We start from the raw sequence: 13,688 nt of genomic DNA, 5'->3' as shown, positions 1-13,688 counted from the left end.
GACCTGTAAGAGGCTGACGGTCATGCACATCGACATCGACAAGGACGTCTGCATCGGCGCGGGCCAGTGCGCCCTGGCCGCGCCCGGCGTCTTCACCCAGGACGACGACGGCTACGGCATCCTGCTCCCCGGCCACGAGGCCTACTCGGACGACCCGTCGCTCGACGAGGCGGCCCGCGCCTGCCCGGTCGGCGCGATCACCGTGTCCGGCTGAGCCACGGCGGACCGAGGACACCCACCTCCACCCGGCTGAGCCGGTCCGGGTCGGCGATCACGGCGTGCCCGCCGAGGAGGTCCACCACGGCATTTTGGGAGCGCTCCCGAAAGCACTGCCGTCCCCTTCACCACGACCCGGGCGGCGGCGCCCGCGCGGCGGTGACGGCGCTTGCCGCGTCCTGACCTCAGCGGCACTCCAGCAGCCGCCGCGCCGCCTCGCGGGCCTCGGCCGCCGGCTGTGCGCTGCGCGTGATGCCCGCCGTCACCATGGCGCCCTCGGCCAGCAGGAACAGCGGCCCCGTCAGGTCACCGGGCAGGCCCGCGCCGGCCACGAGGGCGCCGAGGTAGTCGCGGAACGCACGCTTGTGCCTCCTGACCTGTTCGGCCACCCGGTCGGAGGTGGCGCCGAGTTCGCCGTAGGAGTTGATCCAGGCGCAGCCGCGGAAGCCGTCCTCGGCGAACCACCCCTCCAGCCAGTCGAAGACGGCGAGGACCCGCGCGGCGGGGTCCGGCTCGCGTTCCACATGGGCGGCGAGGCGACCGCGCCAGCGTCCGTCGCGGCGCTCCAGGTAGGCCTCGACCAGCTGTTCCTTCGCGGGGAAGAGCTGGTAGAGCCGCTTGAGGGAGACGCCCGAGGCGCCGCGCAGCTCGTCCATGCCCACGGACTGGATGCCCCGGCCGTAGAACAGCTCCTCCGCGGCGTCGAGGGCCCGCTCCCGGGCGGTTGCGCTGTCCATGTCCGGCCACTCCCCGTCCGACGGCTCCTTGACGCGAGAACGTGCGTTCTCCTACCGTGCCGAGCGTAGCGGAGAACGCCCGTTCTCCCGTAGTCAGGAGGCCCCGTGTCCGACCGCCCGCCCCTGCCCCCGTTCACCCGCGAGAGCGCCGCCCGCAAGGTGCGCGCCGCCGAGGACGCCTGGAACACCCGCGACCCGCACAAGGTGGCGCTCGCCTACTCCGAGGACTCCGTCTGGCGCAACCGCGACACCTTCCTCACCGGCCGCGCCCGGATCGTGGAGTTCCTCACCGCCAAGTGGGCCCGGGAACGCGCGTACGCGCTGCGCAAGGACCTGTGGGCCTTCGACGGCAACCGCATCGCGGTCCGCTTCCAGTACGAGTGCCAGGACGCCGACGGCCAGTGGTGGCGGTCCTACGGCAACGAACTCTGGGAGTTCGACGCGCACGGCCTGATGACCCGGCGCGAGGCCAGCATCAACGACCTGCGCATCGAGGAGCACGAACGCCGCATCCTCGGCCCGCGCCGCGAGGAGCCGCTGCCCGTTCAGTAGGGTTCCCGGATGACCGAACAGGCCGGCAAACCCTTCCTCTACGTCGTCGTCTGCGCCGCCGGAATCGCCGCCGGCGTCGGCGAACTCGTCCGCGCCGCGCGGCAGCGGGACTGGGAGGTCGGGGTCATCGCGACACCCGTGGCGATGAACGGCTTCTTCGACACGGCCGCCGTGGAGGCGCTCACCGGCCGCCCGATCCGCTCCGCCTGGCGCACCCCCGGCGATCCGCGCCCCTTCCCGCCGCCGGACGCGGTCGTGGTCGCGCCCGCCACCTTCAACACCGTCAACAAGTGGGCGCGGGGCCTAGCCGACACCCTCGCCGTGGCCACCCTGTGCGAGGCCCCCGGCCTGGGCGTCCCGGTCGCCGCCCTGCCCTGCGTGGCCGACGCGCTCGCCGCCCATCCCGCGTACCAGGAGAGCCTGACGCGGCTGCGCGGGATGGGCGTCCGCTTCGGGGAGCCCTACACCGGCGACCCCCGACCGGACGGCGGACGGCCGGAGTTCGGATGGGAGCGCGCCCTGGACCTCCTGGACCTGCCGTAGCCGGAGAGGCAACTTTCCGCAATTTGCAGCAAGTTGTTGCAGTCACCGTGCCGGGCTGTTTGACTCGCCTCTCCGAGCCGAGAGGAACGACGCGACCCCATGAGCACCGAGACCGACGTCCTGGTCCTGGGCGGCGCGGGCGTGGACACGATCGTCCATGTCCCCGAACTGCCCCTGCCCTACGCCGACAGCTACATGATCCGCCCCGGCATCAACAGCCGCGCGGGACAGAGCGGGGACTTCGTCGCGCTCGGCCTGTCCGCCCTGGGCCTGCGCACCCACCACCTCGACATGCTCGGCGACGACCCGGAGGGCGACCTGGTCCGCGCCCTCCACCGCGACCACGGCATCCCGCTGACCGCCGTACCGGGGCCCGCGGGCACCAAGCGCGCGGTCAACCTGGTCGGCCCCGACGGCCGACGGCTGTCCCTGTACGACGACACCCGCTCCCAGGAGGCCGACCGCTTCCCCGAGGAGACCGTGCGCGCCCTGGCCGCCGCCGCCCGGCACGCCCACGTCGTCATCACCCACCCCTGCGCCCACGCCCTGCCCCTGCTGCGGGAGTCGGGCCTGACCGTCTCCACCGACCTGCACAACTGGGACGGCGCCAACCCCTATCACGAGCCCTTCGCCCTCGCCGCCGACGTCGTCTTCCTGTCCACCACCGCCCTCGTGGACCATGAGCGCACCATGCGGGACATCGCCGCCCGCGGCCGGGCCCGGGTCGTCGTCGCCACCGCCGGAGCCGACGGCGCCCACCTGCTGACCGCCGGCAAACTCACCCACATCCCCGCTGTCCCCCCGCCGGCCCCGGTCGTCGACTCCAACGGCGCGGGCGACGCCTTCGCCTCCGGCTTCCTGCTCGGCTGGCTGAACGGCGAGGACCCCGTCCGGTGCGCCCGGTACGGAGCCGTCGCCGGGGCGTACGCCTGCACCGTGCCCGCCACCCGCGCCGACGCCATCGGCCGCACCGAACTCCTGGCCCGCGCGGCCGAGTTGGCCGGAGGCCTCGTGTGAGGCGCGAAGGTCAGACGCAGTCGACCGTCGGCCCCGCCAGCATGCCGCCGGTGTACAGCGCCTGCCCCTGCGGCATCCAGTAGCCGAGCTTGGAGACGACCGTGGAACAGGTGTCCCGCAGCGCGACCCGGACGACCACGGTGGCCGGGCGGCCCGGCTGCAGGTCGGTCAGCGCGCAGTCGAGGGCGTACCGGTTGCGGCTCGTCGAGGGGTGCCGGCCGACCAGCGGATTGACGCAGCGGGCGTCCTCCGTCGCGAGCTCCACCCCCGAGGTCTCCTCACCGATCAGCCCGAACCGCGCGCTGCCGTCCCCCCGTTCGCTGTCCCGGTGCACGGTGTACGTCAGCGTCGTCGCCGCACCGCGCCGCAGCGTCGACCGGTCCACCTCGACGCGGTGCGTCGGGGCCGCCTTGGGAGCGTCGAGCGTCAGGGTGGCCCGGACGGTGCCGGTCAGGTCCACCCCCGCGGGATCGGAACGGACCCGGACCTCGGCCTCCATGTCGTAGGTGCCGGGGCCGGGGTACTCCCGCGACCCGGGCAGCGTCCCGGAGGCGACGGTCACCCCGTTGCGCCGGGCGGTCCAGGAACCCGAGGTCAGACAGGCCGTCCGCACGGACAAACCGGCCCGCCGGCAGGTCGCGGGCGCCGAGACCGCCATCATCGCTGTCCCACTGCCCAGGCACAGGGACACCGAGGCCCGCTGCCCCTCCGGGCCGTGCAGGGACCCGGCAGGCGCGCACAGCGTGGCCGGTGCCGCCACGGGCGGTGCCGGGGGCGGGTTCGGCAGGCCCCACGCGGGTGCCACGAGGCCCAGCGGCAGCACCAGGGCCGCCCCGAGCAGAGTCCTCAGCCTGTCTAGACGCACCGCGTTCCTCCCGTACCGCCGGGACCGGCCGGCCGCCGGTCCTCTGCGCCCGAGGATGCGGGAGCGATCCGGCCCGCGAGCAGCTCCCACGCCGCACGGTCACCTGCGGGCAGCAATGCGCGGCTCGTCCGCGTCGTACGCTCCCCCTGGTACCGACCCCGAAGGCAGGAGCAGCAACGATGCAGTACGTGAAGCTCGGTTCGACGGGCCTGGACGTGTCGCGGATCTGTCTGGGCTGCATGACCTACGGGCTGCCCGACCGAGGTGTGCACGAGTGGACCCTCGACGAGAAGGCGTCCCGCCCGCTGATCCGGCAGGCGCTCGAGGCAGGCATCAACTTCTTCGACACCGCGAACGTCTACTCCGACGGCACCAGCGAGGAGATCGTCGGCCGGGCGCTCGCCGACTTCGCCCGGCGCGACGAGTACGTGCTGGCCACCAAGGTGAACGGCCGGATGCGGCCCGGCGCCAACGGCGCGGGCCTGTCCCGCAAGGTGATCATGACGGAGATCGACCACAGCCTCAGCCGCCTGGGCACCGACTACGTCGACCTGTACCAGATCCACCGCTTCGACCCGCACACCCCGGTCGAGGAGACCATGGAGGCGCTGCACGACCTGGTGAAGGCCGGCAAGGTGCGGTACATCGGGGCGAGTTCGATGTACGCCTGGCAGTTCTCCAAGATGCAGTACACGGCGCAACTGCACGGCTGGACCCGGTTCGTCTCCATGCAGAACCACTACAACCTCCTCTACCGCGAGGAGGAGCGCGAGATGCTGCCGCTCTGCGCGGACCAGGGCGTGGGTGTGCTGCCGTGGAGCCCGCTGGCCCGCGGCCGCCTCACCCGCGACTGGGGCACCGTCACCGACCGCAGCGCGGCCGACAACTTCGGTGGCCGCCTGTACCGGGAGAGCGATCGCACGATCGTCGAGGCGGTCACCCGGGTGGCGAACGACCAGGGTGTCCCCCGCGCCCAGGTGGCCCTGGCCTGGCTCCTGCACCGGGAGACGGTGGCGGCCCCGATCATCGGCGCCGCCCGGCCCGGGCACATCGAGGACGCGGTCGCCGCGGTCGAACTCACCCTGAGCCAGAAGGAGATCGAGGAACTGGAACAGCCGTACACGGCCCGCGACATCGTCGGCCACTGACGCCGTGCGGTCCATGCGGTCCGTGCGGGACGCCGGTCCCGGTTCCGCGCGGACCGTTTCCATTTCACTTCAACAGAGTGTTCAACGCCTTTATTGACGCGTATTCAATTGCTTTGCCGCGCACGCAATGCACAAAACCGCAGGAACTCTTGTTCCCTCTCGCTGACCTGTGCAAAGGTGAACCCCGCTCCCTCACCTCGCACGCTTCGAAAGAGCCGCGCCCGGAGCATACCCCTTGGTATGGACCATCTGATGCCGCATGCCCTCCGGAGGAATGCCGCGTGCACGACGCAGGCTTGCCGAATTCCCCAGGAAACGCCCGCCCTCTCGAATTGACCGACGCCCAACTGAGCGCCGAACTCAAGAAGTGGACGGGCGCGTCACCCGCGCTCCAGCCCGTGGGTGAACTCCTCGACCGGCACTGGCCGGCGGGCTTCGCCTACGCGCGGCTGTGCACCAGTACCGCGCGCGCCGCCGGCATGCTCACCACCGCGGCGTTCACGAGGCTCTTCGGGCAGACCCTGCGGCAGACCGGTCCGACCTCCGCCTGGCGCCCCCACCTCCTGGTCACCGTGCGGCGGGTCGCGGGGGAGTGGGACACCGACCAGCGGCGGGAACTGCTCCACCCCGAACTCCGCTCGGATGCGGCCGACGGCGAGCGCGTCGCGGCCCGGCTGCTGCCGCCGGCCCACCGCCGTCTGCTGTCCGGCGCCTTCCAGCGGCTGCCCCAGTCGGCCCGCTGCCTGCTGTGGCACACCGAGGTCGAGGCCGAACCCCTGGAGACACCCGCGGGGCTGCTGGGCCTGGACGCGGACGGCGCCCGCGTCGAACTCGCCCGCGCCCGCGACCGGTTGCGCGAGGAGTGCCTCCAGCTCCACCGCGAACTCGCCCCCGACCAGGAGTGCCGCCGCTACCTCCGGCTGCTCGACGTCACCTGCCGGCGGGGCGCGTTCGACGTGGACCCCGATCTCCGGGCCCATCTGGAGGGGTGCAAGCACTGCCGGGACACCGCCGACCAGCTGGCGTGCTTCCACCACGGACTCGGCCCGGCGCTGGCGGAGGCCGTGCTCGGGTGGGCAGCGCGGGAGTACGTGGAGTCCCGGGCGCGCAGCGCGGACGACGAGAGCGCGCCGGTGGCTCAGGCGGCGACCGTCATGGGCGAGGACTTCGGCACCGGGCCGGTGCCCGGGGAGCCTGCCGGGCCCGCACCCGAGGCGCCCCCGGCGGGCTCGCGGCCCGGCTGCAGCCGTCGGGCCCGCAAGGCCGCCCGCCGCGCCGTGCGCCGCCGTCATCTCACCGTGGCCGGGGCCGCCGCCGGCGCCTTGGTCGTACTCCCCTTGGTGCTCTGGTCCGCCCTGGGCCCGAAGGACGCCCCCGCCCCCACCGGCCGCGGCACCGGGCCCGCCGGCTCCGAGGGCCCCACGCCGACGACCGGGCCCTCCTGGGCCGGGGCCGACGAGGCGGCGAAGGGCCCGCTGACCGGCCGGCTGCACAACCTCGCCTCCGGGCTCTGCGTCGGCATTGTCGGCGGCACGGTGGTCAAGGGCGCCGAGACCGAACTCGCCGAGTGCTCCGCCCAGGCCGGCCAGCAGTGGGTCTACGAGACCGACGCCCGCCTGCGCAGCGCCGCCGAGCCCGATCTGTGCCTGGACTCCCGCCTCGGCTACTCGGTGCGGCTCGCGCCCTGCACGGACACCGCGGAGCTCCGCCACGACTTCACCCGCCAGGGCACCCTGGTCCCGCGCCGGAACCAGGAGCTGGCGCTCACGCCCGCCGCCACCGACGGCTCCGGCGCCCTGGTCCTCAAGACCCGCACGGACGACCCGGCCCAGCGCTGGGTGATCGACACCGCCAAGCCCGAACTGCAGCTGAAGGCCGTCAACTGGGCCGAACCCACGACCCCGGCGGCACCCACCCCGAAGCCGGCCCCCACACCCTCGAACCCCCCTAAGACGACCACCGCCCCGGCTCTGTCACCCACGCCGACGCCCACCGGCGCCTGCGCCCCGGACGCGTACCCCTGCCCGGGCGACGACGACCACAACGGCTGGGGCGGCCACGGCCACGGCGGCGGACGCCACTGAGCCTCGGGACGGCCGGACATGAGAATCCAGTTACCGGCGGTCTTCATGACCAGCCGGCCGGTCTGGTGCTGCCCGGAGTACCCGCAGAAGTAGGTGTTGGCCGTGCGCCGAGCGACACGACCGCGCCGGCGAGCGGGGCGGCCCGGCGCCCGCAGGAGGAGCTGTTCGCCATGGGCCGGGCAGACGCGGGACGCGATACGCCCGCTCAGGCCTCGTCGAGGAGGGTGATGTCCGCCCAGATCGTCTTGCCCTGCGCGGTGTGCCGGCTGCCCCAGCGCTGGGTGAGCTGGGCGACCAGCAGCAGCCCCCGGCCGCCCTCGTCCCAGGTCTTGGCCCGGCGCAGATGCGGGGCCGTGTGGCTGGAGTCGGACACCTCGCAGATCAGCGTGGCCGCGTCATGGATCAGCCGCAGCCGGATCGGCTGGGAGCCGTACCGGATGGCGTTGGTGACCAGTTCGCTCACCACCAGTTCGGCCGTGAACGACGCCTCGCTCAGCTGCCAGGAGCCGAGCTGGTCGACGACCTGCTTGCGGATCGGCGCGACCAGCGCCGGATCGGCCGGGATGTCCCAGGTGGCGACCTGGGAGGCGGGCAGGCCCCGGGTACGGGCCAGCAGCAGGGCCACGTCGTCGGCGACCCCGCCGGGCGGGAGCAGCGTGCGCAGGACCCGGTCGCAGATGTCGTCCAGCGAGTCGTCGGCGCCCGTGAACGCGTCGAGCAGGAGGGCATGACCGGCGTCGACGTCGCGTTCGGGGCTCTCCAGCAGACCGTCGGTGAAGAACCCCAGCACCGTGCCCTCGGGCAGATCCAGCTCGGCCGGCTCGAAGGGCAGCCCGCCGAGCCCCAGCGGCGGCCCCGCGGGCAGGTCGACCGCCCGGGGCGCACCGCTCGGCGGGACCAGCACCGGCGCGGGATGGCCCGCCCGGGCCAGCGTGCAGCGCCGGGACACCGGGTCGTAGACGGCGTACAGGCAGGTGGCGCCGACCTCACCGGGGCTGCCCTCGCCGCCGGCCTCCTCGGAGAGCCGTACGACCAGGTCGTCGAGGTGGGTGAGCAGTTCGTCCGGGGCCAGGTCGATGTCGGCGAGGGTGCGGACGGCGGTGCGCAGCCGGCCCATGGTGGCCGACGCCTGCACGCCCTGGCCGACGACGTCCCCGACGCACAGCGCGACCCGCATCCCGGACAGCGGGATCACGTCGAACCAGTCGCCGCCCACACCGGAGCGGGCGGCCGGGAGGTAGCGGGAGGCCGCGTCCACGGCGGGGGTGCGCGGGAGCTCCCGGGGGAGCAGGCTGCGCTGGAGGGCGAGGGCGGTCTCCCGTTCCCGGGAGTAGCGCCGGGCGTTGTCCACGCACAGGGCCGCTCGGGCCGTGATCTCCTCGGCCAGCAGCACATCGTCGGCGGTGAAGGGGTCGGGGCGCCGGAACCGGGTGAGCACCGCCACGCCGAGGGTCACCCCGCGGGCCCGGATCGGCACGGACATCATGGAGTGGATGCCGTGCTCCCTGACCCGGGCGCTGCGCTTGCGGTCCCAGGCCAGCCACGCGTCGAGATCGCCGGAGGGCACCGAGGCGACGACGGTGCGGCCCGCCTCCAGCGAGGCGGCCTGCGGGGACTCGGCCGGGTACAGCTCCAGGCGGCCCGGCTCGACCACGGCCTCCGGGCTGCCCGGGCTGATCGACCGGTGCGCGGCGCGGCGCAGTCCGACCGGCGCGGTGATCGGGGCGGGCGGGGCGGTGCCCTCCTCCTCGGGGTCGAGCAGGTCGACGCTGACGAAGTCGCCGAGCGCGGGCACGCACACATCGGCCAGTTCCTGTGCCGTCCGGGTGACGTCGAGGGTGGTGCCGATGCGCATGCCGGCCTCGTTGACCAGCTGGAGCCGCTCCCGGGAGAGGTGGTTCTCGGTGAAGTCATGGGCGGCCAGGCATACGCCCCGCACCCGGCCCCCGGCATCGGTGACGGGCGCCATCCGGACCAGCCAGGCGTGCGCGCGGCTCTCACCGCCGGTACGCATGTACGTCTCGACGTCCCGCGCCCGGCCGGTGGCCAGCACGCCGGCCATCTGCTCCTCCAGCTCCTCGCTCTGCGGCTTGCCGCCGATCTCGGAGATCCTGAGTCCCTGGATGCGCTCCTCGGGCAGACCGAGTACGTCCGCCATGGCGTCGTTGATCCGGCTCAGCCGCAGCCGCTCGTCGTAGACCGCGACGGCGCACGGCGACTGGGTGAGCGCGGCCGTGGCCAGCGGGTCGCCGGGGGAGCGGGAGCCGTCCGCCTCCAGCGGGGTGACCACGAGCCAGTGGGCCGGGCGGTCCTCGCCCGGCGACCGGTGGTGGGCCAGCAGCCACACCCGGACCCGGTGCCCGTCCTGGTGACGCAAGGGGAGCGTGCCGTCCCAGCGGGGGCCCGCCGGGACCGGCACCGAGCCGTCGGCCAGCAGCTCGGCGGCGGGGCGGCCCACGACGTCGGCCGCGGACCAGCCCAGCAGTCGCCGGGCACCGGCGTTCCACTCCACCAGGGTGCCGTGCTCGTCGATGACGGCCCGAGCCGTCGCGCCGTCGTCGATCGGGTCGTGCGGGGTCATCGTCGCCACTCCAACGCGGACACTCACAGTGACCGGTGGTCACATGCGTTCCAGCGTAGTGCGTCCGGGCCCGGGACGGACCAGGAACCCCGGTGCGGACGGCCGGAACCGTCAAGGCCGCATTCCGGCCGTTGTGCGGAAGAACCCGGAGTTGCGCGGCAGTTGCACAAGGTCTGTCCGGACCGTTGACGGGATGTCACAGCTGCCACAAGCATGTCCCCGACCGCTTTTGGGAGCGCTCCCACGCGAGCGTCGCCCGCACCTCCGCCGAGGAGCCCAGACGTGAAACGACGCAGAACCGCCGTGCTGTCCCTGACGACCCTGCTCGGAGCGGCCCTGGTCGCGCTGCCCGCCCCCGTGGCCGGCGCCGAGGAGATCGAGCAGGTCAAGAACGGCACCTTCGACACCACCGCGGACCCGTGGTGGACGAGCAATGTCACCGCGGGCCTGTCCGACGGACAGCTCTGCGCGGACGTGCCCGGCGGCACCACCAACCGCTGGGACGCGGCCATCGGCCAGAACGACATCACCCTGGTCAAGGGGGAGTCGTACCGCTTCTCCTTCACCGCCTCCGCGGCGCCCGAGGCGCACGTCGTGCGCGCCATCGTCGGCCTGCAAGCGGCGCCGTACGACACCTGGTTCGAGGTGTCGCCGCAGCTCAGCGTCTCCGGCAACCGCTACTCGTACACCTTCACCGCACCCGTCGACACCGCTCAGGGCCAGGTCGGCCTCCAGGTCGGCGGCAGCGCGGACCCCTGGCGGTTCTGCCTGGACGACGTCTCGCTGCTGGGCGGTGTGCAGCCGGAGCCGTACGAGCCCGACACCGGGCCCCGGATGCGCGTGAACCAGGTCGCCTATCTGCCCGCCGGGCCCAAGAACGCCACCCTCGTCACCGAGGCGACCCAGCGGCTGCCGTGGCAGCTGCGCCGGGCCGACGGCACCGTGGCCGCCCGCGGCTGGACCGTGCCGCGCGGCACCGACGCCTCCTCCGGGCAGAACGTCCACTCCATCGACTTCGGCGCCTACCGCACCCGCGGCACCGGGCTCACCCTGGTCGCCGACGGCGAGACCAGCCGCCCCTTCGACATCGACGCGAGCGTCTGGGAGCGGCTGCGCCTGGACGCGGCGAAGTACTACTACACCCAGCGCAGCGGCATCGCCATACGCGACGACCTGCGGCCCGGTTACGCCCGCCCCGCGGGCCATGTCGACGTCGCGCCGAACCAGGGCGACGGAGCCGTGCCCTGCCAGCCCGGCGTGTGCGACTACACCCTCGATGTCACCGGCGGCTGGTACGACGCCGGCGACCACGGCAAGTACGTGGTCAACGGCGGCATCTCGGTCTGGGAGCTGCTCAGCACCTACGAGCGCGCGCTGCACGCCCGCACCGGGGACCCGGCGAAGCTGGGCGACCGCACCCTCGCCATTCCCGAGAGCGGCAACAAGGTGCCCGACCTCCTCGACGAGGTCCGCTGGGAGCTGGACTTCCTGCTGAAGATGCAGGTGCCCGAGGGGCAGCCGCTGGCGGGCATGGCCCACCACAAGATCCATGACGAGCAGTGGACGGGCCTGCCGCTGCTGCCGAGCGACGACCCGCAGAAGCGCGAACTGCACCCGCCGTCGACCGCGGCGACCCTGAACCTGGCGGCGACGGCCGCCCAGGCCGCCCGCCTGTACAAGCCGTACGACCGGGAGTTCGCCGCCGAGGCGCTGGCCGCCGCGCGCAAGGCTTGGTCGGCCGCGCTCGCGCATCCCGACCGGTACGCCTCCGAGAGCGACGGCATCGGCGGCGGCGCCTACGCCGACAACAACGTCACCGACGAGTTCTACTGGGCGGCCGCCGAGCTGTATCTCAGCACCGGAGAGAAGCAGTTCCGGGACCGCGTCCTCAACTCCCCGGTCCACACCGCCGACATCTTCGCGCCGCTCGGCTACGACTGGGCCAGGACGGCGGCAGCGGCCCGGCTCGACCTGGCGACCGTGCCGAGCGCACTGCCCGGCCGGGACAAGGTGCGCCAGTCCGTCCTCAAGGGCGCGGACGCCTACCTGGCCACGCTGAGGTCCCACCCCTACGGCATGCCGTACGCCCCCGAGGACAACCGCTACGACTGGGGCTCCAACCACCAGATCCTGCACAACGCGGTGGTCATCGCGACCGCGTACGACATCTCGGGCGCCTCGAAGTACCGGGACGGCGCGCTCCAGAGCATGGACTACCTGTTCGGCCGCAACGCGCTGAACATCTCGTACGTGACCGGCTACGGCGAGGTCAACGCCAAGAACCAGCACGCCCGTTGGTACGCCAACCAGCTCGACCCCAGCCAGCCGAACCCGCCGGCCGGCACGCTCGCCGGAGGCCCGAACTCGAGCATCCAGGACCCCTTCGCGCAGAGCAAACTCCAGGGCTGCGTCGGTCAGTTCTGCTACATCGACGACATCCAGTCCTGGTCGACCAACGAGCACACCATCAACTGGAACTCGGCGCTGACCCGGATGGCCTCCTTCGTGGCTGACCAAGGGTGACCCGCTGAGCCCGCTCGGGCGGCACACTGGGCGCATGAACCCGCCCGCACCGCAAGCCGATCCCCGTCGCACGACCGTCGTCGTGGTGGGCGTCGACGCCTATCAGGCGGGGGCGCGCTGGGCACTCGACGGACCCGTGTCCGACGCGCTGCGGTTCGCGGACTGGTTCCTCGCCCGGGGTGTGCCCCCCGAGCGGATCACCGCACTGCTGTCGGCGCCGCCCGAGCGGACCGGCGCCGCGCGCGAGGCGCCGTACACCGTCCTCGACGCGGACCGGGAAACCGTGCACCGCGTCCTCCTGCGGACCGTCGCCGCCGAGCGGAGCGAGCTGCTGTGGGTGGTGTGGGGCGGGCACGGCGTGGTGGACGCGGAGGGCAGACGGCGCCTCTTCTACGCGGACGCCACCGCGGAGGACCCGCTCAACCTGGACTTCGACACGCTCCTGACGTACTACCGCGCCGTGCCCCGCCACCCCCGCCAGATCTGGCTGGTCGACTCCTGCCAGCTGCTGCACAACCCCTGGCGCGGGCGGCGCCATCTGCCCCGCGAGGACTACGGCACGCCGATGCCGCGCACCGCCCGCGACCAGGCGGTGCTCTTCGCGGCCCGCCCGGGGGAGGCCGCGACCAACCTGAACGGCACCGGAACCGGCCTGTTCAGCCGGGAGGCGCTGGCCGTCCTCACCGGCGACGACTCGATCGGCACGGGCTGGCCACCGGACCCCGGCGCGCTGATGGACCGCCTGCGGGAGAGATTCACCCGGCTGCGCGCCGAAGGCCGCGCCTCCCAGACCCCCACCTACCTGTGGTCCCGCACCTGGGACGGTGACGAGGGCCAGCTGCTGTCCCGCGGCGGTCCCGACCCCACGAGCTCGCTCCACCCCGCGCTGCCCCCCGAACGGCTCAGCGCCCTGACCGACGCTCTCCTGGCGGTGCCGGAATTCGTGGAGCCGCAGGGCCGCGAGGAGATCCTGGGCCTGCTCAGAATCGGCGTCCGCGCCGCGATCCCCCGGCACAGCCGCCCCCGCATGGACACCATCAGCATCCTGCGCACCTGCGCCCACCGCCCCGGCGCGCTGCAGGAGTTGGCCGAGGCGGTGCTGCTGTGCGCGGGGGGCAGTCCGGAGGCGGAGACGGCACACCGGCTGATCGTCCAGGCGTCTGCGTGAGACGCCCGCTTTACCTTACGATCGGGCCTCATGTACGAGTCCTGTGGTGCGGCGGAGTCCGCGAGCGTCGAGTCCTGGCTGCCCCGCCTGTCCCACCTGCCGCTGGACGAGCTCCCCGGCGTCGGCCATGCCGCGCTGCGGCCCGCGGTGGACATGCTGCTGGCCGGCGTCGACCGGCCGTTCAGCACCAGGGGCGGCAGCGAGCCCAGTTGACCGAGATCCGACTCGCCGTCCGCCCCGGCGGGTAGGGTGCC

12 protein-coding genes are annotated in these 13,688 nt (G+C 73.4%); 9 read left to right on the top strand and 3 right to left on the bottom strand.

Annotated elements, in window-relative coordinates; genetic code table 11:
- The first annotated feature begins 22 nt into the window (after positions 1-22).
- The gene (locus tag M8H82_RS21480) at positions 23-214 is read left to right on the top strand and encodes a ferredoxin (RefSeq protein ID WP_250076562.1); all 192 of its coding nucleotides are present in this window, start codon (positions 23-25) and stop codon (positions 212-214) included.
- 187 nt (positions 215-401) lie between these two features.
- Here the strand turns inward: M8H82_RS21480 and M8H82_RS21475 are convergent, their stop codons facing one another.
- A complete protein-coding gene (locus tag M8H82_RS21475; RefSeq protein WP_250076451.1) occupies positions 402-953 on the bottom strand; it encodes a TetR/AcrR family transcriptional regulator in 552 nt (183 codons plus the stop codon).
- A gap of 105 nt (positions 954-1,058) precedes the next feature.
- Between M8H82_RS21475 and M8H82_RS21470 the strand changes: the two genes are divergently transcribed.
- From M8H82_RS21470 to M8H82_RS21460, 3 genes are all read left to right on the top strand, one after another.
- The gene (locus M8H82_RS21470; protein ID WP_250076450.1) at positions 1,059-1,505 is read left to right on the top strand and encodes a nuclear transport factor 2 family protein; all 447 of its coding nucleotides are present in this window, start codon (positions 1,059-1,061) and stop codon (positions 1,503-1,505) included.
- 9 nt (positions 1,506-1,514) lie between these two features.
- Positions 1,515-2,048, top strand: coding sequence for a flavoprotein (locus tag M8H82_RS21465; protein ID WP_250076449.1), 534 nt, complete (start codon positions 1,515-1,517; stop codon positions 2,046-2,048).
- 99 nt (positions 2,049-2,147) lie between these two features.
- Positions 2,148-3,065 carry an adenosine kinase gene (locus M8H82_RS21460; RefSeq protein WP_250076448.1) on the top strand — a complete coding sequence of 306 codons (918 nt, stop codon included), beginning with the start codon at positions 2,148-2,150 and terminating at the stop codon, positions 3,063-3,065.
- A 10-nt stretch (positions 3,066-3,075) separates the two neighbouring features.
- Here M8H82_RS21460 and M8H82_RS21455 read toward each other — a convergent pair whose 3' ends face one another.
- Positions 3,076-3,930 carry a hypothetical protein gene (locus M8H82_RS21455; RefSeq protein ID WP_250076447.1) on the bottom strand — a complete coding sequence of 285 codons (855 nt, stop codon included), beginning with the start codon at positions 3,928-3,930 and terminating at the stop codon, positions 3,076-3,078.
- A 179-nt stretch (positions 3,931-4,109) separates the two neighbouring features.
- Here M8H82_RS21455 and M8H82_RS21450 point away from each other — a divergent pair, with 179 nt between their 5' ends.
- Together M8H82_RS21450 and M8H82_RS21445 are read left to right on the top strand one after the other, a co-directional pair.
- Positions 4,110-5,078 (top strand): aldo/keto reductase, encoded by a 969-nt coding sequence (locus M8H82_RS21450; RefSeq protein ID WP_250076446.1) that lies wholly within the window; start codon positions 4,110-4,112, stop codon positions 5,076-5,078.
- Positions 5,079-5,359: 281 nt separating this feature from the next.
- Complete coding sequence (locus tag M8H82_RS21445; protein ID WP_250076445.1) at positions 5,360-7,162, top strand: ricin-type beta-trefoil lectin domain protein; 1,803 nt, start codon at positions 5,360-5,362, stop codon at positions 7,160-7,162.
- A 205-nt stretch (positions 7,163-7,367) separates the two neighbouring features.
- Here M8H82_RS21445 and M8H82_RS21440 read toward each other — a convergent pair whose 3' ends face one another.
- Complete coding sequence (locus M8H82_RS21440) at positions 7,368-9,743, bottom strand: SpoIIE family protein phosphatase (protein ID WP_250076444.1); 2,376 nt, start codon at positions 9,741-9,743, stop codon at positions 7,368-7,370.
- Between the two features lie 282 nt (positions 9,744-10,025).
- On the opposite strand from M8H82_RS21440, the gene M8H82_RS21435 reads away from it, so the two are divergent.
- The 3 genes from M8H82_RS21435 to M8H82_RS21425 are packed head-to-tail and all read left to right on the top strand — an operon-like array spanning position 10,026 to position 13,647.
- Positions 10,026-12,266, top strand: a complete 2,241-nt coding sequence (locus M8H82_RS21435) for a glycoside hydrolase family 9 protein (protein WP_250076443.1) — start codon at positions 10,026-10,028, stop codon at positions 12,264-12,266.
- Positions 12,267-12,300: 34 nt separating this feature from the next.
- Positions 12,301-13,434 (top strand): hypothetical protein, encoded by a 1,134-nt coding sequence (locus M8H82_RS21430; protein ID WP_250076442.1) that lies wholly within the window; start codon positions 12,301-12,303, stop codon positions 13,432-13,434.
- A gap of 30 nt (positions 13,435-13,464) precedes the next feature.
- Positions 13,465-13,647 carry a hypothetical protein gene (locus M8H82_RS21425; RefSeq protein ID WP_250076441.1) on the top strand — a complete coding sequence of 61 codons (183 nt, stop codon included), beginning with the start codon at positions 13,465-13,467 and terminating at the stop codon, positions 13,645-13,647.
- The last annotated feature ends 41 nt before the right edge of the window (positions 13,648-13,688 follow it).

Origin of the sequence: Streptomyces sp. YS415, from assembly GCF_023544665.1 — a bacterium.
Taxonomy (GTDB): domain Bacteria; phylum Actinomycetota; class Actinomycetes; order Streptomycetales; family Streptomycetaceae; genus Streptomyces.
The sequence above is the reverse complement of the archived record's forward strand: the minus strand, read 5'-3'. Positions and strand labels throughout refer to the sequence as shown.

Bases quoted from the DNA above. Each gene is read 5' to 3' on its own strand.
- M8H82_RS21480 (WP_250076562.1), top strand. From the start codon at position 23: ATGCACATCGACATCGACAAGGACGTCTGCATCGGCGCGGGCCAGTGC.
- M8H82_RS21475 (WP_250076451.1), bottom strand. From the start codon at position 953: ATGGACAGCGCAACCGCCCGGGAGCGGGCCCTCGACGCCGCGGAGGAG.
- M8H82_RS21465 (WP_250076449.1), top strand. From the start codon at position 1,515: ATGACCGAACAGGCCGGCAAACCCTTCCTCTACGTCGTCGTCTGCGCC.
- M8H82_RS21460 (WP_250076448.1), top strand. From the start codon at position 2,148: ATGAGCACCGAGACCGACGTCCTGGTCCTGGGCGGCGCGGGCGTGGAC.
- M8H82_RS21450 (WP_250076446.1), top strand. From the start codon at position 4,110: ATGCAGTACGTGAAGCTCGGTTCGACGGGCCTGGACGTGTCGCGGATC.
- M8H82_RS21440 (WP_250076444.1), bottom strand. From the start codon at position 9,743: ATGACCCCGCACGACCCGATCGACGACGGCGCGACGGCTCGGGCCGTC.
- M8H82_RS21430 (WP_250076442.1), top strand. From the start codon at position 12,301: ATGAACCCGCCCGCACCGCAAGCCGATCCCCGTCGCACGACCGTCGTC.
- M8H82_RS21425 (WP_250076441.1), top strand. From the start codon at position 13,465: ATGTACGAGTCCTGTGGTGCGGCGGAGTCCGCGAGCGTCGAGTCCTGG.